Origin of the sequence: Streptomyces sp. NPDC085900 (assembly GCF_044540925.1) — a bacterium.
Classification (GTDB): domain Bacteria; phylum Actinomycetota; class Actinomycetes; order Streptomycetales; family Streptomycetaceae; genus Streptomyces; species Streptomyces gilvifuscus.
The window spans coordinates 286,887-308,302 of record NZ_JBITSP010000008.1; the positions used below are offsets into that span (position 1 = coordinate 286,887).

General features: G+C 70.7%; 14 protein-coding genes. 12 read left to right on the forward strand and 2 right to left on the reverse strand.

Features of this window, described 5'->3' with window-relative positions; translation table 11 throughout:
- The first annotated feature begins 24 nt into the window (after nucleotides 1-24).
- The 6 genes from ACIGDI_RS27755 to ACIGDI_RS27780 are packed head-to-tail and all read left to right on the forward strand — an operon-like array spanning nucleotide 25 to nucleotide 8,757.
- Nucleotides 25-1,449 carry a nitroreductase family protein gene (locus ACIGDI_RS27755; RefSeq protein ID WP_399901885.1) on the forward strand — a complete coding sequence of 475 codons (1,425 nt, stop codon included), beginning with the start codon at nucleotides 25-27 and terminating at the stop codon, nucleotides 1,447-1,449.
- A gap of 13 nt (nucleotides 1,450-1,462) precedes the next feature.
- Nucleotides 1,463-3,319, forward strand: a complete 1,857-nt coding sequence (locus tag ACIGDI_RS27760; RefSeq protein WP_399901888.1) for a TOMM precursor leader peptide-binding protein — start codon at nucleotides 1,463-1,465, stop codon at nucleotides 3,317-3,319.
- The gene (locus tag ACIGDI_RS27765; protein WP_399901891.1) at nucleotides 3,316-5,787 is read left to right on the forward strand and encodes a lantibiotic dehydratase; all 2,472 of its coding nucleotides are present in this window, start codon (nucleotides 3,316-3,318) and stop codon (nucleotides 5,785-5,787) included. The genes ACIGDI_RS27760 and ACIGDI_RS27765 overlap by 4 nt, the downstream gene beginning before the upstream one ends.
- Nucleotides 5,784-6,890 (forward strand): thiopeptide maturation pyridine synthase, encoded by a 1,107-nt coding sequence (locus ACIGDI_RS27770; RefSeq protein WP_399901894.1) that lies wholly within the window; start codon nucleotides 5,784-5,786, stop codon nucleotides 6,888-6,890. The genes ACIGDI_RS27765 and ACIGDI_RS27770 overlap by 4 nt, the downstream gene beginning before the upstream one ends.
- 14 nt (nucleotides 6,891-6,904) lie before the next feature.
- Complete coding sequence (locus ACIGDI_RS27775) at nucleotides 6,905-7,897, forward strand: ABC transporter ATP-binding protein (protein WP_399901897.1); 993 nt, start codon at nucleotides 6,905-6,907, stop codon at nucleotides 7,895-7,897.
- On the forward strand, nucleotides 7,894-8,757 hold the full coding sequence (locus ACIGDI_RS27780) for an ABC transporter permease (protein ID WP_399901900.1): 864 nt from the start codon (nucleotides 7,894-7,896) through the stop codon (nucleotides 8,755-8,757). The genes ACIGDI_RS27775 and ACIGDI_RS27780 overlap by 4 nt, the downstream gene beginning before the upstream one ends.
- Nucleotides 8,758-8,783: 26 nt before the next feature.
- Here ACIGDI_RS27780 and ACIGDI_RS27785 read toward each other — a convergent pair whose 3' ends face one another.
- Nucleotides 8,784-11,465, reverse strand: a complete 2,682-nt coding sequence (locus tag ACIGDI_RS27785; RefSeq protein WP_399901903.1) for an AAA family ATPase — start codon at nucleotides 11,463-11,465, stop codon at nucleotides 8,784-8,786.
- Nucleotides 11,466-11,711: 246 nt separating this feature from the next.
- Here ACIGDI_RS27785 and ACIGDI_RS27790 point away from each other — a divergent pair, with 246 nt between their 5' ends.
- Genes ACIGDI_RS27790 through ACIGDI_RS27805 form a run of 4 tightly spaced genes read left to right on the forward strand, consistent with a single transcriptional unit; the run spans nucleotide 11,712 to nucleotide 15,143 of the window.
- Nucleotides 11,712-12,617, forward strand: a complete 906-nt coding sequence (locus ACIGDI_RS27790; protein WP_399901906.1) for an ABC transporter ATP-binding protein — start codon at nucleotides 11,712-11,714, stop codon at nucleotides 12,615-12,617.
- Nucleotides 12,618-12,622: 5 nt separating this feature from the next.
- On the forward strand, nucleotides 12,623-13,360 hold the full coding sequence (locus ACIGDI_RS27795; protein WP_399902260.1) for an ABC transporter permease: 738 nt from the start codon (nucleotides 12,623-12,625) through the stop codon (nucleotides 13,358-13,360).
- 32 nt (nucleotides 13,361-13,392) lie between these two features.
- Nucleotides 13,393-14,544 carry a sensor histidine kinase gene (locus tag ACIGDI_RS27800; RefSeq protein ID WP_399901909.1) on the forward strand — a complete coding sequence of 384 codons (1,152 nt, stop codon included), beginning with the start codon at nucleotides 13,393-13,395 and terminating at the stop codon, nucleotides 14,542-14,544.
- Nucleotides 14,541-15,143, forward strand: coding sequence for a response regulator (locus tag ACIGDI_RS27805; RefSeq protein ID WP_399901912.1), 603 nt, complete (start codon nucleotides 14,541-14,543; stop codon nucleotides 15,141-15,143). The genes ACIGDI_RS27800 and ACIGDI_RS27805 overlap by 4 nt, the downstream gene beginning before the upstream one ends.
- Before the next feature lie 68 nt (nucleotides 15,144-15,211).
- Here ACIGDI_RS27805 and ACIGDI_RS27810 read toward each other — a convergent pair whose 3' ends face one another.
- A complete protein-coding gene (locus ACIGDI_RS27810; protein WP_399901915.1) occupies nucleotides 15,212-17,227 on the reverse strand; it encodes a radical SAM protein in 2,016 nt (671 codons plus the stop codon).
- 168 nt (nucleotides 17,228-17,395) lie between these two features.
- On the opposite strand from ACIGDI_RS27810, the gene ACIGDI_RS27815 reads away from it, so the two are divergent.
- Together ACIGDI_RS27815 and ACIGDI_RS27820 are read left to right on the forward strand one after the other, a co-directional pair.
- Nucleotides 17,396-20,194, forward strand: a complete 2,799-nt coding sequence (locus ACIGDI_RS27815) for a hypothetical protein (protein WP_399901918.1) — start codon at nucleotides 17,396-17,398, stop codon at nucleotides 20,192-20,194.
- Between the two features lie 97 nt (nucleotides 20,195-20,291).
- A complete protein-coding gene (locus ACIGDI_RS27820) occupies nucleotides 20,292-21,017 on the forward strand; it encodes a hypothetical protein (RefSeq protein WP_399901921.1) in 726 nt (241 codons plus the stop codon).
- Nucleotides 21,018-21,416 lie beyond the last annotated feature (399 nt).

Consider the following 21,416-nt stretch of genomic DNA (forward strand, 5'->3'; position numbering starts at 1 on the left):
GACCCCAGGACCCCCGCGAACCCGATGAACCCCGTCAGCAGCGAGACGACGCGCTATCACGAGACCGTCCACACGCCGACCGAGGTCGCGAACCCGGCGTCGTACCCGCCCTTGGTGGTCAAGAGCTACCCAGGCGCGCCGCGACACCGCCTGCCCTGGCCCCCGGAGAGGTCCCCGCACCGGCTCGGCCGACTGCTCGCCGACCTCGGCGGCATCACCAGGTCCCAGTGGCTGACCCCGCTGGACATGCTGCCCTTCACCGACAGCTTCGAGGCCATCCCGGACGCCGATCCCCTGCAGTGGCTGGTGACCCGGCGGCCGACGCCGTCGGGCGGCGCCCGCTACAGCGCCGAGTGGTACGTGATCGCCGGCCCCGACTCCGAGGTGCCCACCGGCGTCTACTACTACGACCCGGCCCGGCACGACCTGGTGCGGCTGCGGGAGGGCGACTACCGCGGCTGGGTGGCCTCCCGGCCGGCCACCACGGTCCTCGTCCAGAGCAACGTGTTCTGGCGGCTGGCCGCCAAGTACGGCGAGATGTACTACCGCCTCGCCTGCCTGGAGGCCGGCATCCAGGTGGCGCAGGCTCTCGCGATCGCGGGCGGGGAGAACGCCACGGCCCGGCTGTGCTTCCCCGACGCCGACGTCACCGAGGTACTGGGGCTCGACCCGGGGGAGGAGGGGGTGCACGCTGTCGTCGAACTGCTCCCGCGGGTACCCGCCGGGTACGGCGGGCCCTCGCTGGCCGCGTTCCCGCGCGCGTACGGCGCCCACGCGGCCGTCCTCGCGCAGAGCCGCCCCGACCCCGAACCGCTGCCGGCCGCGCCCCCGGGCGAGGGCAAGCGGATCAGCCTGCCGCACGCGGCACCGGATCTGGCGGCAGGCACCCGAACGCGGCACGCGGCCATGCGCGGCTTCAACGGCGAGACCATGTCGATGGCCGCACTGGCCACGATTCTCACCGCCTACGGGCAGGGGGCGCGCTGGGACCTGCCGGCGAACCTGGTGGAGTTCTACTGCGTCGTCGCCGACGTGACCGGTGTCCCGGCCGGCGCGTACCGCTACCACCCCGACGAACACGAACTGGAGCTGGTGGGCGAGGGCGATCCCCGACAGCGGCTGCGCGATGCGGCGTTGGCCGCACTCACCCAGCAGGGTGCGCGCACGGCTAACGTCTGGCTGCTACCCGTGGGCGACGCGGCAGCGGCCGAGGAACGGTTCGGCAGCCGCTGGTACCGGGTGCAGCAGGCGGCCGCCGGTGCCGCGCTGCACCGGGCCTGCCTCGCCGGCGCGGCCGTCGATGTGGCGAGCCGGATCCAGAACGACGTGCTCACGCATCTGCTGGATTCCTGGTTCGGCCTGGCCGGACGCCGAAGGAGCCTGCTCGTGGCGCAGTTCGGCACGGAACACCCAGGCGGCCTGCGCCCCGAGTTCCGGCTGACGTGGTGAAGGAGAACCGCACGTGAGCGAAACGGTACTGGGCGACGGCCTCCTGGCCGCAGCCATCGCGCGGCGGCCGCCGTCGATGCTGGTGGTGGCGCGCGACGGCTGGGACACCGGCGACTGGGCCGCGGCGCACGACCGGGGTGAGCCCTGGCTGCCGGTGTGGACCGAACTCGACCGGGTCGTGATCGGCCCGCTGGTGCGGCCCAGCGAGCGCGGTTGCGTGTGGTGCGTGCAGAAGTGGCGGTCCAGTGCGCCCGAACGCGACCAGTGGACGGACCTTCTGCGGGCGGACGAGCGGATCGCGGCCCGGCCGTCGGACTGGCTGTCCGGCATCGCCGTCGACACCGTGAGCGAGATGGTGCACTCGGCCGTCGCCGACGACCAGTGCTGGTACCTCGGCCTGCGCGACCTGTCCCTCACCCGCCACACGTTCCTGCCGGACCCGCTGTGCCCGGTCTGCGGGACGCTGCCCGACGACACGGCCGAACGCGCCCGGATCGCCCTCGTACCCCGGCCCAAGCCCTCGGCGGGCGCCGACAGGATCGGCGAGCTGTCCGAGCCCCGGCTGACGGAGCTGTACGTGGATGCCGAGACCGGTGTCGTCGCCCCGCCCCAGGGGCTGCGCGACTCACTCCTGCCGCTGGCCGAGGCGGTTCTGTCCGAGTACGGCTACCGCGGAGAGGCCGGCTTCGGCCGCGCCCGGGACTACGCCTCGTGCCGGGCCACCGCGGTCGCCGAGGCACTGGAACGGCTCGGCGGCCAGTGGCCCTGGGGCAAGCGGACGGCCGTACGCGGCAGTTACGCCGAACTCGCCGCCGACGCCCTCGACCCCCGCTCGCTCGGCCTGTTCCCGGCCGGGCGCTATGAGCAACCGGACTGCCCCTACCAGCCGTTCAGCGAGGACGCCGTGGTGTCCTGGGTGTGGGCGTACTCGTTCCGCGACGCCCGGCCGGTGCTCGTCCCGGAGACGTACGCCTATTACCGGACGACCTTGCAGCCGGGGGCCGGGGCCGCGCCGGACAAGCCCTTCACCTTCGAGATCTCCAACGGCTGCGCGCTCGGCGGCTGCGTCGAGGAGGCGATCCTGCACGGAATCCTGGAGGTCGTCGAACGCGACGCGTTCCTGATGACCTGGTACGCCAGGATGCCCGTCCCGGAGGTGGACCTCGCCCGGGCCCCCGACCCGCGCATCGGCCTCGTCGTCGAACGCATCGAGCGCACCGGCTACCGGCTGCGCGTCTTCGACATGACCCTGACCGAGGCGATCCCCGCGTTCTGGGTGCTGGCACAGGACACCACCGGCGACGACACCAGGCCGAGGGTCGTCTGCACCAGCGGATCGGCCCTGGACCCGGCCGCCGCCGTACTCACCGCGCTCGGTGAACTGGCGCCCATCGTGGAACAGGAGATGCGCAGATACGGGGCCGAGGCCGAGCGGGCCCGGCGGATGACCGCCGATCCCGAACTGGTGCGCGTGATGACCGACCACTCGCTGTGCAACGCCACCCCGGAGGCGTTCGACCGTTTCTCCTTCCTGCTCTCCGGCGACCGCCGGATCGGCTGGGACCAGCTCGGACGCAGGCCCTGGCCCGCCCACACCGACCTGCGGGACGACCTCACCGAGGCCGTCGACCGGATGACGGCGGGCGGCATGGACGTCGTCGTCGTCGACCAGACCTCGCCGCTGCACGAGGCCGCCGGCCTGACCTGCGTGAAGGTGATCGCGCCCGGTGCCCTGTCCATGACCTTCGGCCATCACAACCGGCGGACCACCGGGCTGCCCCGGCTGCGTCAGGTACCCCATCTGCTCGGCCACGCGCCGCGGCCGCTGACCGACGCCGACCTCAACCCGCACCCCCACCCGTTCCCATGAGCGGCCACGCCACCACCTTCGGGGTACGCGTGGCGGTTCTGCCCGCCACCGTGCCCGGCCAACTCGCAGACCAGCGGCTGCGGCACATGCTGCTCGCGACGTCCCGCACGGCGGCCGAGCTGACGGCCGAAGCCGCCGTACTGTCCGACCGCTGTCACGACGTGATCGGCGCGCCGCACCCCGCCGCGGCCAAGCCGAAGCTGGTCGCTCTGCGGCGGACCGTGCACCAGTTGCGCGATCCGGCCCGGCTCCTCGCCGAACCGTCGGTCGCCGCCGTCCTCGGCGCCGAACTCGTCGCAGACGTCGGCGAGTTCGGTCGCAAGCTGGTCCGGTACCGGGCCGCGCGCGCCGAGTTGCCGGCGGTGCTGGCCGAAGCGGACCGGTCCGTCAACGCCAGACTGCTCGAGATCGGCGCGGCCCCCCGCTTCGACCAGGGCCTCGCGCACGCCAGCCCCACCCTGCGCGAGGTGCTGCGGCGCAAACCCGGCCGCCAGGAACTGATCCGGCTGGCCGTCTACGTCACCCGCGCCGCCGTCAAGACCAGCCCATTCAGTACCTTCACCGCGAGCGGCCTCGGCCGGTTCGTCCCGGAGGGCCCGCCCCTCCGCTGGACCACGACCGAGCCGCCCCGGTCGGTCGTCGAGCTGGACCTGTCCTCCCTCACGCCACTGGCCACCACGCTGACCGAGGCCAGGGTCCGGATCAACCCGAGCGCACGCCTGGTGTCCGACACCGTCCAGTTCCTCGGCCCGCCACCGGCCGAGGAACTCCTCACCCTGCCCCTGACCCCGCCCCTACGGCACTGCCTGCGCGCCGCCGCAGCACAGCCGACCCTCGCCGATCTGACCGCCGGCATCCCCGCTCCGCCGGAGAAGGCGGCCCAATATCTGCGCTCGCTCGTGGCGACCGGCCTGCTCCTGCTTCGGCCGGACCCGGACTTCGACGAGCACGGCCTCGATCCACTGGGACAGTTGGCGGACCGGCACCCTGAACTGGACGCGATCCGCAAGGCGTTGCACGAGTACGCGGACGCGGACGGCGCCGAGCGGATCACGCTCGGGCCCGCGCTGCGCGAGCGGTTGTCCGGCCTCGGCGTCGGCGGCAAGCTGCGTGACGTCGTCACCGAACAGTCGGTCGTCCCCGGCATCGTGGTCGAAGCGGGTCTGCCGTCCTGGCGGGATACTCTGGACGACCTCGCCGTCGCCTGCCGGCTGCTCGCCGTCTTCGACTGCACCCTGCCGTTCAGACTGGCCGTCGCCGCGTTCATCCAGGAACACTTCGGCACACGGGCCCCGGTGCCCTTCGACCGGTTCTACGCCGAGCTCGTACGTGACGGCCACGAGGCCATGCGCCTGCACCCCGCCGCGGTCGCCTTCGACATGACCGGGCCGACCCGAACGCTGGCCGCGAGCCCGGTCGCGGAGGTACGCGAACTCGTCGGCCTGATCGCCGACATACGGAGCGCGCTGCCCGACCGGGGGCGGATCGAGAGGGTGCTCGCGGCCGCACCTTCCTGGGTGCGCCCGGCGGGCTCGGTCGCCGTGTACGCCCAGTACGACGGCGGACAGCTGATCGTCAATGCGGTGAACTCCGGATTCGGCAGGGGCCGGGCGCACGTGCGTCGGCTGCTGCGTCAGGTCACGGACGATCCGCTCCCGGTCGACACGGTGTATCCGGGTGCGCCGACGTCCGCGCGCAATCCCGGCGCGCCGACGTACGCGGAGTTCCCCCAAGCCCTGGGCACCTCGCTCAACCAGCGCGAACTCACCCTCCCCGACCGGCTCGACTACCCGCCGGCCGCCCGGCTGGCGGTCGGGGTGGACGGCGACGGCCTGCCCGCACTGTTCGACAACGGATCGGTCGTCCGGCCCGTGCACTGCGGTCTGTCCTTCGAGCGGCAACTGCCCCCCGTCATGGCGCTGCTGATCGAGGCCTTCGGCGAGAACCCCATCCTGCTTCGTCCCGACCAGCCGCTGCAGCACGACGCCGGCGCCGGCCGCGGTGCGGGCCGTGTCCTGCACGCGCCCCGGCTGACCATCGGGCGCGTGGTGCTGCGCCGGGCCACCTGGGTGGCCCAGGCCGGGACATTGCCGTGTCGCCCGGCCGGTCAGTCCGACGCGGACTTCCTGTTCGCGGTGGCGGCCTGGCTGGCCGAACACGGCATCCCGTCCCGGTTCTTCGTGTCCGTGCTGAGGCCCCGCGCCATCGCTGCCGGCGCGCTCGCGGGCGACCGCACCCGCAAGCCGTTGTACGTCGACATCGGCTCACCACCCCTCGTACGGGCCTTCGAGCGACTGGCCGGGGACCCCTCCTCCGCGGCGGTGTTCTACGAGGTCGCGCCGGAACCGGAGAACGCGATCGTCGACCACGGGGGGGTGCCGAGAGTGACCGAGTACGTGATCGAGCTCGACTGCCGGGCGGCGCGCGACTGCCGGGTAGAGCCCGACCCTCAGGGAGAAGAGACATGACGGAGTCCTCGTGGCGCAGCGTGAACGTCTTCCATCACGACAGCGACCGCACCGATCTGCTGCTCGACGCCGTGCGTCCGTTCCTCAGCACGGTGGCCCCCGCGATGTCCAGGGCGTACTTCCAGCCGCACTGGCGGCGCGGCCCGCACGTCCGCATCCCCGTTCAGGCGACTGCTGAGGCCTTCGACGACGTCGTCCGTCCGGCCGTCGCCGACGTGCTGGAGGAGTACCTGCGGGCGCGTCCGTCCACCGTGGTCCTCGACGAGCGGCTCGCGCACGCACAGCACGAGCGGCTCGCCGAGCAGGAGCGCGAACGCGGACCGTTGATTCCCTGGGCGCCCAACAACACCGTCGAGATCGAGCCGCACGACCGACGGCTGCACGTGCTCGGCGGACCGGCCGCGGCGGACCTGCTCACCGGCTACTACGTCGACACCAACGACATCGTGTTCGACATCCTCGGATGGATGCGGGGCGGCGGCTCGAGGATGGCGCTCGCGGTCGACCTGTTCGTCGCGGCGGCCCACCGGTTCCTGCCGCCGGTCACCTACGGTTACCTTTCCTTCCGCGGCCACGCCGACGCGTTCCTGGCGAAGATGCCGGACGGCATGCGCGAACGGTTCGACCGGGTCTACGAGACACACGCGGACCGCTTCCGGCGAAGGGTCGTCGAGATCACGGCGGCCGACGACCCCCACCAGGTGATCCGGTTCGCCGGCCTGCTCGACACTCTGCTCGGCTACCGCAACCAGGCCAACGCGCTGCTCACGTCCGGGGAACTGACGCTCAACACCGACGCGAACGGCGATCCGGAGGCGTGGGGGTCGAGCTGGAGCGCATGGTCGGACCGCAGCCCGTTCCATCGGGTGCTCGGCGGCCACCGGGCGGCGGCCGACCAGCTCGGCGACTGGAACACCTTCCAGCAGTACCGGATCGTCCTCAACTGGCTCTATCTCAACATGTACCGGCTCGGCATCGGCGAGCTGGAACGCAACCTCATCTGCCATGTGGTCTCCCGGGCCGTCGAGGACGTGCACGGAGTGACCGCGATGGACCGAATCCAGGACCTGATCGGCTTCGTCGACAACGGCGGTCGTCTCTAGAAGGGAGAGAACGCATGAGTGACGCCGTCACCGTCAGCGAACTCGTCAAGCGCTACCACCCGCGCGCACCGGCCGCCGTGGACGGTCTGAGCTTCACGGTCGAGCGGGGCGAGGTCTTCGGCCTGCTCGGCCCGAACGGAGCGGGGAAGTCCACCACCGTCAGTGTGCTGACCACCCGGATGCTGCCGACCTCGGGCCGCTGCCTCCTGTTCGGTACGGATGTGGTGGCCCAGCCGACCAGGGCCAAGCGGCTGCTGGCGGTCGTACCCCAACGACAGAACCTGGACCGCTCCCTCGACGTACGCCAGAACCTGCTCTTCCACGCCCGCTACCACGGCATCGGCCGGGACGAACGGACGGCCCGCGCCGCCGAGTTGCTCGACCTGATGGGGCTCACCGACCAGGCCGGCCAACGCGTCGAACGGCTCTCCGGCGGACAGGCGCAGCGGGTGGTCATCGCGCGGGCGCTGATGCACGCGCCCAAGGTGCTGTTCCTGGACGAGCCGTCGACCGGTCTCGACCCCCAGTCGCGGCTGTTCCTGCACGAACGCATCCGCGAACTGCGCGAGCGCGGCGTCACCGTCGTCCTCACCACCCACGACATGGAGGAGGCGGAGCACCTCTCCGACCGCGTCGGCATCGTCGACCACGGCAGGCTCCTCGCGCTGGACACACCGAGCGCGTTGATCGAGGCGCTTCCAGGGGGCACCACGATCACCGCGCAGGTGCGCTGCGCGGAGGGCACGCCGGCCGACAAGATCGTCACCGCCCTGACGGAGCTGCCGGGAGCCGGCGCCGTCGAACACGACCCGGCGCCGCCCGGCGCAGGGGCCGGAGCCGACCTCGGCCAGTCCTTCCGGGTGCGCACCGAGACGGACCCGTCGACCCTGCTGCCGGAGGTGCTGCGCACGCTCCTTGACCAGGGGGCGGAGCCGGTCGGCCTGTCGACGGCCCGGCCCAGCCTCCAGGACGTCTTCATCAGCCTGACCGGAAGGGAACTGCGGTGACCGCACCGACGACCACCCTGACCGAACCAGCAGGTCCGCAAAGGGGCTCCGACACCGCCGCCCCGGGAGGGTGGCAGCACGTCGGTCCCGTCACGCGCACCTTCCTCGCGGTGCTGTGGCGCGATGTGTTCACCACTTCCCGGCGGCCTGCCTCGTTCCTCGTCCAGGTGATCGTGCAGCCACTGCTGTTGTTCTTCGTCTTCGGCAAGGTGCTCGGCGAGGCCGGCTACACCCACGGTGACTTCGGCGCGACGCTGCTGCCCGGCGTCATGGCGTTCAACGCGCTGCTCGTCTCCCTGCAGAACACCGCGATGCCGCTGATCATGGACTTCTCGTGGTCCGGCGAGATCGAGGACCGGTTGCTCGCCCCGCTGCCGGGGCCCCTCGTCGCTGTGGCCAAGCTGGTGTTCGGCACGCTGTGCGGCCTGTTCGCAGGCCTGGTCATGGCACCGTTGGGGTTCCTCGTGCTCGGTACCACGGGCTGGCCCCTCACCGCCTGGCCGGGCGTGCTGCTCATCCTGCTGCTGGGCTCGGCGACCGGCGCCGGCATCGGACTGACGCTCGGCACCATCGTCTCGCCCGAGCGGATCAGTGTCACGTTTTCCCTGGTCCTGGCCCCGCTGACGTTCACCGGTTCCGTCCAGTACCCGTGGTCCTCCCTCGACCACCTCAGGTGGTTCCAGGTGATCTCCGCGATCAATCCGCTGACCTACGTCAGCGAGGGCCTGCGAGCCGCGACACTGCCGGGCCTCCACTCGATTCCGCTGTGGACGGACACCCTGGTCCTGCTGCTCGCCATCGCGCTCGCCGCGGCGGCCGGCATCAAGGGCTTCATGTCACGGGCACTCGGCGGGCGCTAGCGTCGCGTCGGCGGAGGTCCGCCCCGTCAGGTGCCGGCGAGCATCCCCCGTTCGTACGCGGCGACGAGGTCCAGTCGGGAACGGCAGCCCGTTTTCGCGAACAGCCGGGTGAGATGGCGCTCCACGCTCTTCTCGCTGAACCGGATGACGGCGGCGATCTGCCTGTTGGTCATGCCCTGCCTGATCAACTGGATGATGCGTGTCTCGACCTCCGCGCTGGAGCGCGAGTTCGTCGTGCGCCGGGGCAGGCTCACGCCGCGCGTGCGGGCGAGCGACTTGATGTACCTGCGCAGCCGGGTGTCGCCGAGCTGTTCGGCGATCTCGTCGGCGGCGCGGAGCCAGGGGCGTGCGTCGTCCGCCGTCCGCGCGGCGATCAGGTAGGCGGTCGCGAGCTCGGTCCGGTAGCCGCCCGTCCTCAGCGCGGCGGCGGCCGCCCGGGCGGCCGGGAACGAGTTGTAGGCCACCGCGGTCACCAGGAGTTCGGTGGGGCTGGGTTCGCGGTCGGGGGAGGGGGAGCTGCACGCCTTGGCCGCCTCCTGGATCTCCGCCAGGTCTTCGCCGGTGCCGCAGGTCGAGGCCATGAACGCCCGTCGGATGATCAACAGGTGCAGGCCCGCCGCGTCACCGGCCTTGGCGTCTCGTACGGCGGCCGCGCAGGCGCGTCGGCCGAACGCGAGCGTCGCCTCGGCCTGGCCCCTGCCCCCCAGCAGGCCCATCTCGACCCAGCTGCGGAGCGTGGGAAACGCGCTGCGCCCGTCGGGCTCGCCCAACCAGTTCTCGGCGAGTTCCAGTTCGTCCCTGCACATGCAGATCTCCGCGGCGAGCAGCCGTGCCACTTCGCGGACGGGGGTCGCCGCCGGGTAGGTCGCCGACAACGTGCGTGCGGCGGACAGCGCGTCGTCCCACTGTCCGCGCCGGTAGTCGTCGACGATCCGGCGGCACAGTGCGAGGGGGCCGTGCCGGGGTGCGCCGTACGCCGGTCCGAGGACCGACTCGAACATTCCGATCGGGTCGAACCAGCCGTCGCCCGGCAGTGGTTGCCGGGCCGTCGGCGGATCGTAGGCGGCGCCCAGGGGGGCCAGGGCGGCCGCCAGTTCCGCGGTGCGGAAGGGTTCGTTCGCGCCGAACCAGCGGCCCTCGATCAGGGCCGCTGCCCCGGCTGCCCGGGGCGGCGCGGTCGGTGCGTCACGGAGGCCCGCGGGAGACGGGATACCGGTGTGCAGGGCCGCCAGACAGGCCGCGGCGGCCAGTTCGCGGGAGTCGCGGGTATCGGTCGGGTCTGCGGCCGGCTCGACGCAGGCACCTCTCGCTTCCGCGACCACCTCGCCCAGCCAGTCGTACCGGCCGATCCTCGTCAACTCCCGTACCAGGGAGGCGAGCAGGGGGGCCTGGTCGGTGGGGGAGCAGTGCGCGAGTGCGGCCCGCCTCCACCGCGCGGCCAGTGTCGGGTTCATCGGCCGGACCCGGTGGGCCGCGTGTTCCAGCAGTGCCGCCGCGTCGAGGCCTCCGACATCGTTGACGACGCCCGAGGTGCCGTCCACGGCGGCCGCCGCCAGGTGGTCGGCGAGTGGGAGCAGCCCGTGGGCGGGGCCCCTCCCACGGGCCACGAGGTGCCGGGCGAAGGCCAGGTGCAGGGCGCGCAGTGCGTCCCCGGCGACCGCGGCGACCGCTGCCGCGCCGAGTGCCGGGGAGGCGAGGGTGAGGACGCCGTCGGGGGCGCAGCGCAGGGCGCCGAGGTCGGTGAACTCGTCGATGGCGCGGCCGCACTGATCCAACTCACCCTCGACGGCGTCCGCGAACACGACGAGGTCGTCCATGCCGAAGCGCTCGGAGTCCGCGATCAGCGCGAGCAGTAGTAGGCCGAACGGATGGGTCCGCCCGGCCTGTTGGACGAGCCAGTGGCCGGCCGGGAGCGCGATCGGGGCGTCCGGATCGGCCAGGCACAGGGCGCCGCCGACGAGGGTGAGCCGGCCCTGGCCGATGAGCAGGTCGCACAGGGCCAGTACCGCGCCCGGGTTCCCGGCCAGGGATCCGAGCGCCGCTTGGATCGCCGGTGTCACGGCCGGGTCGGGTTGCTGCCGGGTCGTGACGGCGATCAGTTCACGGACGTACTGCTCGTCCAGGGGCCCGAGTTCGACGACATGACCGGCCGCTTCGCCGTAGGCGGTCAGTTCCAATGCCACCGTCTCGTCGTCGCACGCGACGACCACGGTGCAGCCGGCCCGCAGGGCGGCCCACGCCGTGGTGACGACCGTGGCAGGGGCCGCGTCGACGTCGTCGAGCAGCACGACCGCCGTGGCCGCACCGTGGAAGCTGTCGAACAGCCGCTGGAACTGGTGGAGCAGCCGGGCGCGCGTGGCGGGCGACTCGTAGGCCGAGGGTGTGCACAGCTGGTTGACCGCGGCCAACGCGGTCGCGAGCCGGGAACCGCCGATGTCGGTGAATCCCGCGCGGAGGGCCCGCAGGACGGCCTGCACACCGAACAGATCCCAGGTCTCGTCCCCTGACGTCGGCGAGGACGACGTCAGTTCGACGATGAGGGTCCTGATGCCGCGGTCCCGGCACTCGGACGCCAATTCCTCGAGCAGCGCGGTCTTGCCCGCGCCGTGTGGTCCGCGTACGACGACTGGTACCGGCTTGCCCAAGTGGACGCTGACAGCCGCTAGTTCCTCGTCTCTGCCGACCAGTCCGCCGCGCTCCCGGGACAACGCTCCTCCTCATCGCGAGAACAACTTCACCGAACTTTCACGGTGTTGGGTCTCCCTCCACATGAGGGCAGGGCCGGGCGCCCCGTTCCGTCGAAAGCGCGGCCGTACGGCAAAAATCTGTCAATGAGCTGTACGCCGTGCCTAGGGGGCCGCGCCCGGTCGGCGCAGGTGTTGACATTTGTCATCTCGGGCCGATGACGGGACATCACTACCGGTCGACCGCCGCGGGACGGGAGCCTGATGACCATGGGAACGACACAGGCGGTCCTGACGGCCGAAGGGCTGCGGTACCGGTACGGGGAGACGGTCGCACTGGACGGCGTGGACCTGCGGGTCGACCCCGGCGAGTGTGTCGCGCTGCTCGGGCCGAACGGCGCCGGCAAGTCGACGCTGGTGGCGCTCGCGGTCGGGCTGCTCGTGCCGCAGCACGGGACCGTACGGATCCTCGGCGGAGATCCGCGGCGCGCGACGACCCGCCGGCGCTTGGGAGTGGCGCAGCAGACGCTCGGATTCCCCAACACCCTGACCGTGAACGAGCTGGTGACCGGCGCCGCTGTGCGCGGTGGCCGGCGGCCTGCGGCGGCCGGTCCGATCCTGGCGGAACTCGGACTGACCGACCTCGCGTCCCGGCGGGTGCCGAAGCTGTCGGGCGGTCAGAAGCAGCGGGTGCAGCTGGCGATGGCTCTGGTCACCGAGCCGGACCTGCTGATACTCGACGAGCCCACCGTCGGCCTGGACACCATGGCCCGGCGGCACTTCTGGCAGATCCTGGCGCGCCGCCGAGCACAGGGCACCGCCGTACTCGTGACCACGCACCTGATCGAGGAGTCGGCCGCGGTGGCCGATCGCGTGGTGGTGCTCGACCGCGGCCGGATACTGGCGGACGCGCCCCCGCAGGAGCTGGTGTCACGGTTGCCGGATCGTACGGTGACCGCCAGAACCGGCATGGACCGGGCCGAACTGGAGCGGCTGCCGGACGTGTTGTCGGTCAGGCACGAGCACGACCTGGTGAAGATCCAGACGCGTTCGCCCGAGGACCTGCTGCGCGTGCTGCTCGACCGGGATCCGGCACTGTCCGAACTGCGGGTACAGGACGCGGGCTTGGAGGAGGCCGTGGTCGCGCTGACCGCCGGTGAGGAGATGGCTGCGTGAGCGGGATGATGCGTCGGGTCTTCGGGGTCGAGCTGCGGGACGAACTGCGGGCGATCGTGCGGGAACCGACCTCGCTGTTCTTCGGCATTCTCATGCCGGTCGGCCTCTTCGTGCTGTTCAACCTGCTGTACGGAAAGGACACCACCCAGGGTCTCTCGGCCGGCACGGCGATGGTGGCCACCTTCGGCACCTACGGGGTGATCACGGTGGCCGCGCTGCAGCCGGGCATCGGGGTGGCGCAGGACCGCGACCTGGGCTGGCTGCGGATGAAGCGGGTGTCCGCGGTGCCGATCGGCATCAGCCTGACCGCGAAGGCCACGGCCGCCCTGCTGTACGGGGTGGGCGTGCTGCTGCTCATGGGGGCGGGGGCCGCAGCGTTCGGCACCCTGCACGCCTCGGGGTGGGCGCTGCTGCGGGTGGCGCTGGTGCTGCTGCTGGGCAGCGTCCCGTTCACGCTGTTCAGCGTCGCCGTCGGGTTCCGGTTCCGTACGGGCGCGGCGATCGCGCTCCTCAACGCGGTGCTGTTCCCACTGGCGATGCTGTCCGGCCTGTGGATCCCGATCCAGTTCCTGCCCTCGGTCGTACGGAAGATCGCGAAGTTCCTGCCCACCTATCACCTGGCCCAGCTCGGACTGGCCCAACTGGGTCACGGCACCACCATGATCCATGTACTCGCCCTGCTGATCACCACGGCGGTGGCGGCCGGTGTCGCCGCGATGTCCTATCGACATGCGCGGATATGAGCACGGTCGCGGACATGGGTACCGTCGCGGGCATGAGCACCGTCGCAGACATGAGTGCGGGCACAGGGACCCTCGACGCTTCCGATTCTGCTTCCGGGTCGGTGGCCGAACGGCTGCTGACCTGGGAGTGGGTCTATCTCGGCTACCTGCTGTTCGTGCTGGCGCAGCCGTACTTCACACCGGATCCCGCCTGGTGGGAGTGGCCGCTGGCGATCGCGGTGTGCGTGCTCACGGCCGTGCTGTACGCCTTGGCGCTGCTGCGGGGCCGGTCCGTGCGTCAGATCTGGACGTCGATCGTGCCCATGGCCGTACTCGGCGCTCTGGCCACGCCGTTCAACACCAACGCGAGTGTGCTGTTCATCTACGCGGCCGCCGCGGCCGGCAACTCGCTGCCGCGGCATGCCGCCCGCTTGTGGTTCGTCGGTCTGACCGCACTCGACGGCGTCACGGTTCTGGTGTCGCGGGTGCCGATGCCCTACCGGCTGTGGGGTTTCGTGCCGCCGCTCGCGCTGATCTGGGTGATCGGGCTGCTTGAACTCAGGCAGCACGATCGGCGGCAGGAACAGGAGAACGAGCGGCTGCGCAGCTCGCAGGTCGAACTCCTCGCGACCATCGCGGAACGCGAACGGATCGCGCGTGATCTGCATGATCTGCTCGGGCATTCGCTGACCGCGGTCGTGATGCGGGCGCAGCTGACCAAGGAACTGGTGCTCGCCGACCCGCAGCGGGCGCGCGCCGAGGCCGAGGAAATGGAACGGAACGCGAGGGAGGCGTTGGCCGCGGTGCGCAGCACGGTCACCGGCTGGCGGCAGACCGACATCCGCACCGAACTGGAGGCGGCGCGGCGCGTGCTGGCGGGGTCCGGGGTGACACTGCGGGTTGCCCTCGACGAGAAGTTGATTCTCCTCTCGGCGGCCGAGCACGAACTGGGGCTGGCGCTGCGGGAGGCGGTGACGAATGTGGCCCGGCACGCCCGGGCGTCCGCCTGCCACATCGGACTGGACGCGGACGACGAACGGGTGCGGTTGGTGATAGCGGACGACGGGATCGGCGGCGACGCCCCGGAGGGGACCGGTTTGACCGGGCTGCGCGAGCGGGTCGCGAAACTCGGCGGCGCGGTGCGGCGCACCGGCTCGGCCGGCACGACCCTGACGATCACGGTTCCGGTGGAGGCCGTCCGATGATCCGGGTGGTACTGGCCGAGGACCAGGGCATGGTGCTCAGCGCGTTCGCGTCCCTGCTGGATCTGCAACCGGACATCAAGGTGGTGGCGACCGCGACCAACGGCGACGACGCGCTGGCCGCGGTCCGCGAGCACCGGCCGGACGTGCTGGTGACCGACATCGAGATGCCCGGCCGCAGCGGTCTTGACCTGGCCGCGGATCTGAATCAACTGGACGATCCCACAAGGGTGTTGATCGTGACCACCTTCGCGCGCAGTGGTTATCTGCGGAGGGCCGTCGACGCCGGGGTGGCCGGGTACGTGCTCAAGGACGCGCCGATCGGCGAACTGGCGGCGGCCCTGCGCCGGGTGTACGCCGGCGAGCGGGTGGTCGCGCCGGAACTGGCGATGGCCGCGTGGGACGCGGCCGATCCGCTGACCGACCGGGAACGCGAACTGCTGCGCGCGGTCGCGGACGGGGCGAGCAACGCGGAGATCGCGGGCCGGATGTTCCTGGCCGAGGGCACCGTGCGCAACTACCTGTCCACCGCCATGGCCAAACTCGGTGCCCGCAACCGGACCGAAGCGGCCAGAACAGCGCAGACCCGCGGCTGGCTCTGATGGCGGCGTGACAGCAGTCCGGGACCCGTCCGGCGCGGCCGGACGGGTCCCGGTTCGTGGTTTAGTCGTCAGCCGGCGAGGGCCGGGAGCCGGTCGGGCCGCGCGAACTGCGTGTCGCGCAGGGCGAACTGCAGGTCGTGCAGGGGGCGGCCGGTTCCGTGCCAGATCGACAGTGCGTACACGCTGACCGGGTAGTGCACCCAGCGCGGCGGTGCCCACACCGTGCCGCGCACGGTGTTCCCCTGTCCGCTCGTGTCGAGACTCGACGGTACGTCGCCGGACGCGACCAGCAGGTTCCAGCCCTGCTTCGGCACCGCGAACTCCGCTTCCTCCAGCTCGCCCCGCAGACTCGCCCGCATGATCGTCGTCGCCGCGATGTCCAGTGACAGCGCACCGTCGACCAGCACACGGTCGACCTCGAAACCGGAGTCGGCCAACCACGTGCACAGGTGGTCGACCGCGGCGTTGAGCAGCTTTGCCGTGGCGCGCTCGGTGGAGACGCTACGGCACAGCAGCGCCTGGAAGTGCACCTCCTCGGGCACGATGATCTGGTCGCCGATGACTGTCTTGAGCAGCGGCATGTCCAGTTCGGCCGGCTCCCGGTAGGCGACGGCGACGTTGCGGGCGACGGCCCGCAGGAACGGGTCGGGGCAGTCGTCGAGCAGGAACGACTGCAGTCGCGCGCAGAGTTCGACCATGCGAACGCCCGTCGTGGCGTGGATGACGCGCAGTGCGCAGCGCAACAGGATCTTCTGGAACAGCGTCATGGCCACCCGGAACTCCATGCCCTTGACCCAGTCCTCGGGTGTCATGGCCTCGTGCGCGACGACGACGTCGGCGACGAGTTCGGGATTGGTGATGTCGCCGGGCATCCAGCGGGTCTTGAGCGCGTGTTCGTCCTTGAAGGATTCGCGTGAGTATTCGGTGTTGTTGAGCAGCAGCAACGGATAGATCACCGGTGAACCGCCCGCGCTCAGCACCTCTTCGACTCCGTTGAGGTAGGAGTCGTACGTCTCACCGGGCAGGCCCCAGATCAGGTCGGTGTAGGTGGGCACGTCGAGTTCGCGGAACCGGGTCAGCAGCCGGCGGTAGTGGTCGGTGCGGATGTTGGAGCGGTTGGCGATCTTCAGCACTTCGGCGTCGAAGGACTGCGCGGAGAGCGTGATCGCACCCGTGAGGTCGGCGGCGTGCAGCATGCTCGCGATTTCCACGATACGTTCGTTGCTGTTTTTCGCCCAGTTCGTGCTGACGATCAGCCGCTTGTCGTAGCGCTTGCTGAGTTCGACGATGTGCTCGGCGATCTGCCGGTCCCGGGCGAGGATGCCGAAATTCGCGTCCGCGATGAATAGCGTGGCGTCGGTGGGCATCAGCCGGATCAGCCGGTCGAGCTCGGCGAAGATCCGGTCGAGGTCGAACTGGCGCACCTTGGAGTTGGTCGCGCCGCCCCAATAGCAGAACGCGCACCGGTACGGGCAGCCACGGTTGGTCTCGTACACGATCATGGACGAACCGGTGATTTCCTCGTCGGAATACACAGGGGTGAGGATCGGTGAGACGATCTGCTCGAGGTCGGTAATGCGATCCGCATCGGGATTGGTGACGAGGTTTCCGTCGGCGGCCCAATAGCTGATTCCGGGGATCGCGGCAAGGTCCCCTTCGGCCAAGAAGCAGTGCAACAGGTCACGGAAACGCAGTTCGCCTTCGCCGTGCACCAGCACGTCCACCCAGGGAGCCTCGGCGAACAGCGCTTCCTGCTGGTGGCTGACGTCGTTGCCGCCGAGGACCACCCGGCAGTTCGGCCAGCGCTCCTTCACCTGGCGGGCCAACTCCAGGGACTGCGCGCGGTTCCAGAAGAAAACGGTCAGCGCGACGACGAACGGTTCGTCCCATGAATCGAGCAACTCCGTCGTCGCCTGCTCGCCTCCGCTCTGTTCCCGCACGCTGATACGGAAATCGCAGGCGTTGTCAAGAGCGGGGTCGGCGACCGACGTCGCCTTGAGGTATCCGAGGGTAACGCTGTATCGGACACCATGCATCGCGGTGAACTCGACGAGCTGCACCGGTCTCTTATCGGTGGAGATCATGGCTTCACATCCGTACAAAGTCGGGCGCGGTGGGCTTTCCGTACACGGAAATGACTCTTCGAGTAGAGATTGTTGTCCACTTGATGAGCAAGAATACCCTGTATCTGATTGCGTGGATGGAGGAGTTCTGCGATGAACATTGAGAAAAGAGAAGGAAATGGTTCCGATTTGTACGAAGCGCCGGACCGATGTCGACCCAGACCCGTTGAATTATCTTCAGGCCGAGACCGACTGGTCCGCGGGATCGTCGACGCCATCGCCGATCCCGCCGGGCCCAGAGCCGTACTGATCCTCGGCACCGGGGGCACCGGACTGAGCACCGTCCTCAAGCAGGTGTGCCAGGAGTTCGGCGACGACCGCACCTGGTTCGTCGCCGCGCGGCCGAGACAGCCGCACTCCGCACTCGGCAACGTGCTCAACAACTTCCGCGCGCTCCGCCCGACGGAGCGGTCCGACCGGCCGGGCACGGTTCTCGCGATCGACGACGCGCAATGGGTCGACACCGGCACGATCAGACGGCTGACGTCGATGGTCCGCGCCTCGGCCGACACGGGTCTGCGCTGTGTGTGCACGGTACGGGTCGACGTCCCGGCCGCCGCCCAACCCCATCTGGTGTCCGAACTGGTCGATGAACGCCTCGTCGACGTCGTCTGGTTGCGGCCGCTCGACGACACCGGACTCGCCGCGCTGATCGGCGAACGCTCGGGCGCCGAACCCACCGCCGAACTGGTGCGCCACGTCGGCAGACTCACCCGGAACAGACCCAAGGCGGTCGGTATCGCCATCGACGCGCTGACCGCCGCCGACGGCATCCGCGTCGTCGACCTGCGCACCCATCTCGTCCGCCCGGACGCCGTACCGACGCTGCGGCCCCAGCACCGGCTGCTGCAGGAACTGCGCGGCCTCGGCGCGACCACGTGGTCCGTAGCAAAGGCCGCAGCGGTGCTCAATCCACTCGCCGATGCCATGCCCGAACTGATTGCAGAAGCAACAGGCCTGTCGCACAACGAGGTTACGGAAGCCCTGCACGTCCTGCGCGCGAACGGAGTCGTGCGGCAGGCGCGGGACGGCGGACGATGGATCTTCCGGCTCCCGCTGGTGCAGCGCATCCTGATCGGCCAGACCGGTCCCTACGAACGCCGTCGCCTCGCCGAGGTCGCGGTCACGGCGGTCTGGGCCGGACGCGCCCGCTGCACCGACCCCGACTACCTCGCCGACCAGCAGGCCTGCGCCGGGCGCATGCTCGACGAGCAGCGCGCCAAGGCGGAACTCCTCGCACACGCCCGGGCATCGACCTGCCGTCCCTCCGGCTCCGGCCCTGGGTTCGGGGTCGGTGCGGCGGGCCGCTGCGGCTCCCGCTCGGGCTCCGGTGCCAACGCCGGCGTGTGGTTGCGGGTGGCCGCCGAACTCTCCTCGGACGAGACGGAACGCGTCCGCATACTCTGGGAAGCCGCGCGCGTGTTCGCCGCCCAGGGCAGAACGGCCGAAGGCCTGGCGACCGTCGAATCGCTGCTCAACGACGTCTCCACGCAACCCGGCTGCACCTCCCTCCTCATCGACATCCACCTGGCCCGCATCTCCATGCTGCGCGCCACCGGCAACCAGGCCGCGCTCAACTGGCTGGCCCGGGGCGAGACCTGGCCCTGGGCGCCCGACCCACTGGTACAGGCCGTGACCAGGGCGGGCGCGTCGTACGCACTGGGCCAGTGGCAGCGGGTCCGCGAACTCCTCGACGGCATTCCGCGCCACCAAGCCCCGACCGGCGGCCACGGAGATCAGGCCGGGCAGCACGACTACCCGGCCCGGCGCGCGGAGGTCCTCGGCTCCCTCGCCGCGCTGTGGCAGGGCGACCCCGACCGCTTCACCGAGCACCTGTCCGGCCCGGACCAGCGGGGCTTCCCGTACACCGCGGCCCTCCTCACGCTCGGGGAGCTGACCGCAGCCGAACGAACCCTGACCCGCAGCGGCGGCCGTCCTGAGCAACTGGCACTCGCCGACCAGGCCGTACTGGCCGCGCGCCGCGGTGAGTTCACGCGCGCACTGAAGCTCACTCGCCGCTGCCTCGCTCCCGGCGCGATGCCCAGCTCGGACCCGAGCCGAGTCGGCATGATCCAGACCGCGGCGCTGATCCTGCTGGCACGCGGCCAGCTGAGAAGGGCGAGCGAACTCGTCGACCGCGGTCACGGCGGCGGCCGCACGCCGCTGCTCCATCTGCTCGCCGTCCCGCAGGCACGCGCCGCGATGGCACTCGGCGAGCACCGGCGAGCGGCACACATTCTTGACCAGGCCGTCACGTACGCGGCGCACGGTGACACAGTGGCCGGCACTGACGAAATATGGTTCGCTTCCGCACAGCTCGCCGCCGCGGCAGGAGACCGCGACCGGCTCGGCATGTGCCTTCGCGAAGCCGAAAAGGTCGCGAGCAAACTGGATACGCACCGTGTCATCACGCACAGCCTGCTCGTCAAGGCCGCCGTCGACCCGCACTCCGGGCCCGCCGCCCTGGACACCGCCCGCGTCCTGGGCCAGCCGTTCGAGCTGGCCATGGCCATCGAACACCTGGTGCGTGTCGGTGCGGCGGACCCGCAGCTGCTCCGAGAGGCCTACGGCTTGCTGGGCCCGCTCGGCGCGTTGCTCGTCCGGGCGCGGATGCGGACGCTCATGCGCGAGCACGATGTCGCGGTGCCCGACCGCCAAGCCGTCGTGGAGGAGAACGAGCGGCTGCTCGCGGTACTGGTCGCCCAGGGGTTCGGCAACCAGCAGATCTCGGCGCTGCTCAGCGTCAGCAGGAGAAGCATCGAATCCCGGCTCACCAGGCTGTTCTCCCGATCGGGCTACCGGTCACGGCTGGAACTGGCGATGGCCATGCTCCGCGACCGCCCCGAGCCGCCCCTGACGGTCAACGCATGCGCAGAGCCGTCCCTGACCGCGTCGGTTTCGGCGGCCCCGTTTTCACCCGGAGGGTGACGTGGTGCGGGACCTGCCGCCCCGTGGGCCGGACACGCAAGGAGAGCGGCGTGTGCCTTGCCGTCCGCTGGGAGGGGGAGGGGTGCAGACTGTCGGCATGGCCGAGAACGAAGCGCAGATCAGCCCTCCTGAGTCGCTCCTGCAGTTGATCGACAATCTCTCGCGGTTCCATCGAGAGCATGAGGAGTACTACTCCCAGGCGCCGTTGCGGCAGGCCAGTGAGCTGCAGGCGCGCTCTCGGGTACTCAAGGCGCTGGCTGATTGGTGGAGCGAGGTCGGCGTGGGTGAGCAGGCGTCGTCGGTCGGGTTCGCCGGCGCGCAGGACCTCAATGCCCCCGGCCTCGTCGCGGAGTCGGGGGTGCTGTTCATGGAGGGTGAGGGCGAGCCGGTCGAATTGCAGCGGTTGAAGCGCGAGGTCCGGCAGGTCGCGGATGACGCCGAACAGTCGGGTGCCTGGCTGACTCATGCGATGGAGCAGGCCTGGGAGATCGCGGGGAGCTTGGCCGCCTACCCCGTGCTGGCAGACCTGCTCGGGGAACGGCACCGGATCATCTCCAATGACTGGCAGTCGGCTGCCCTGCAGTCCCTGATCGCCCGACTGCTGCGGCGCGCCCTTGACCTGCTGGCCAAGGTCGACTTCGCACCGGCGGCACTGCGGGCCGACCTGGCGGGTCGACGGCACGCCCCCGCCTACCTGTATTCGGCTTCCGAAATGCTGGATCGGGCCGCGGACCTTACGGCGGAGTCGGCGATGCTGGTGCACGACAACGAGCGTCGCTGGCGTGTCTTCCGCGCTCGGGTTCGCGAGTTGCAGTCCGCCTAGGCAGGTGGACAGGGGGCCTGCCCGCGCGAGAGGAACTCCCTGGGGCGTCCTCCGCCCGCCGGGCTCGAAGAGCACTCAAAAAGTTGGCGGCAATCGACGCGGACACCGGACAGCGGCGCTGGAGACTGCGAATCGACGCCGGGATCGGAACACCGTCGGGCTGCCGACATAAACGGTCCCGTACGCGACCACGGGCGTGTCCACCGTCCACACCCTGCCGTCGTGCGCAATCGAGTCGACGACGGCTACCTGTACGCAATCGACACCTGACGCCACGCCGGCGCCTGCAGACCGGCGACGAGGTGCATGCCACCGTATACATCGGCAGCGAGGACCATTCCCTCTGGGCGGTGGCCGTCGGCCACCACCGTGCGTTGAAGGCCGAGGCGTAGGTCGTGG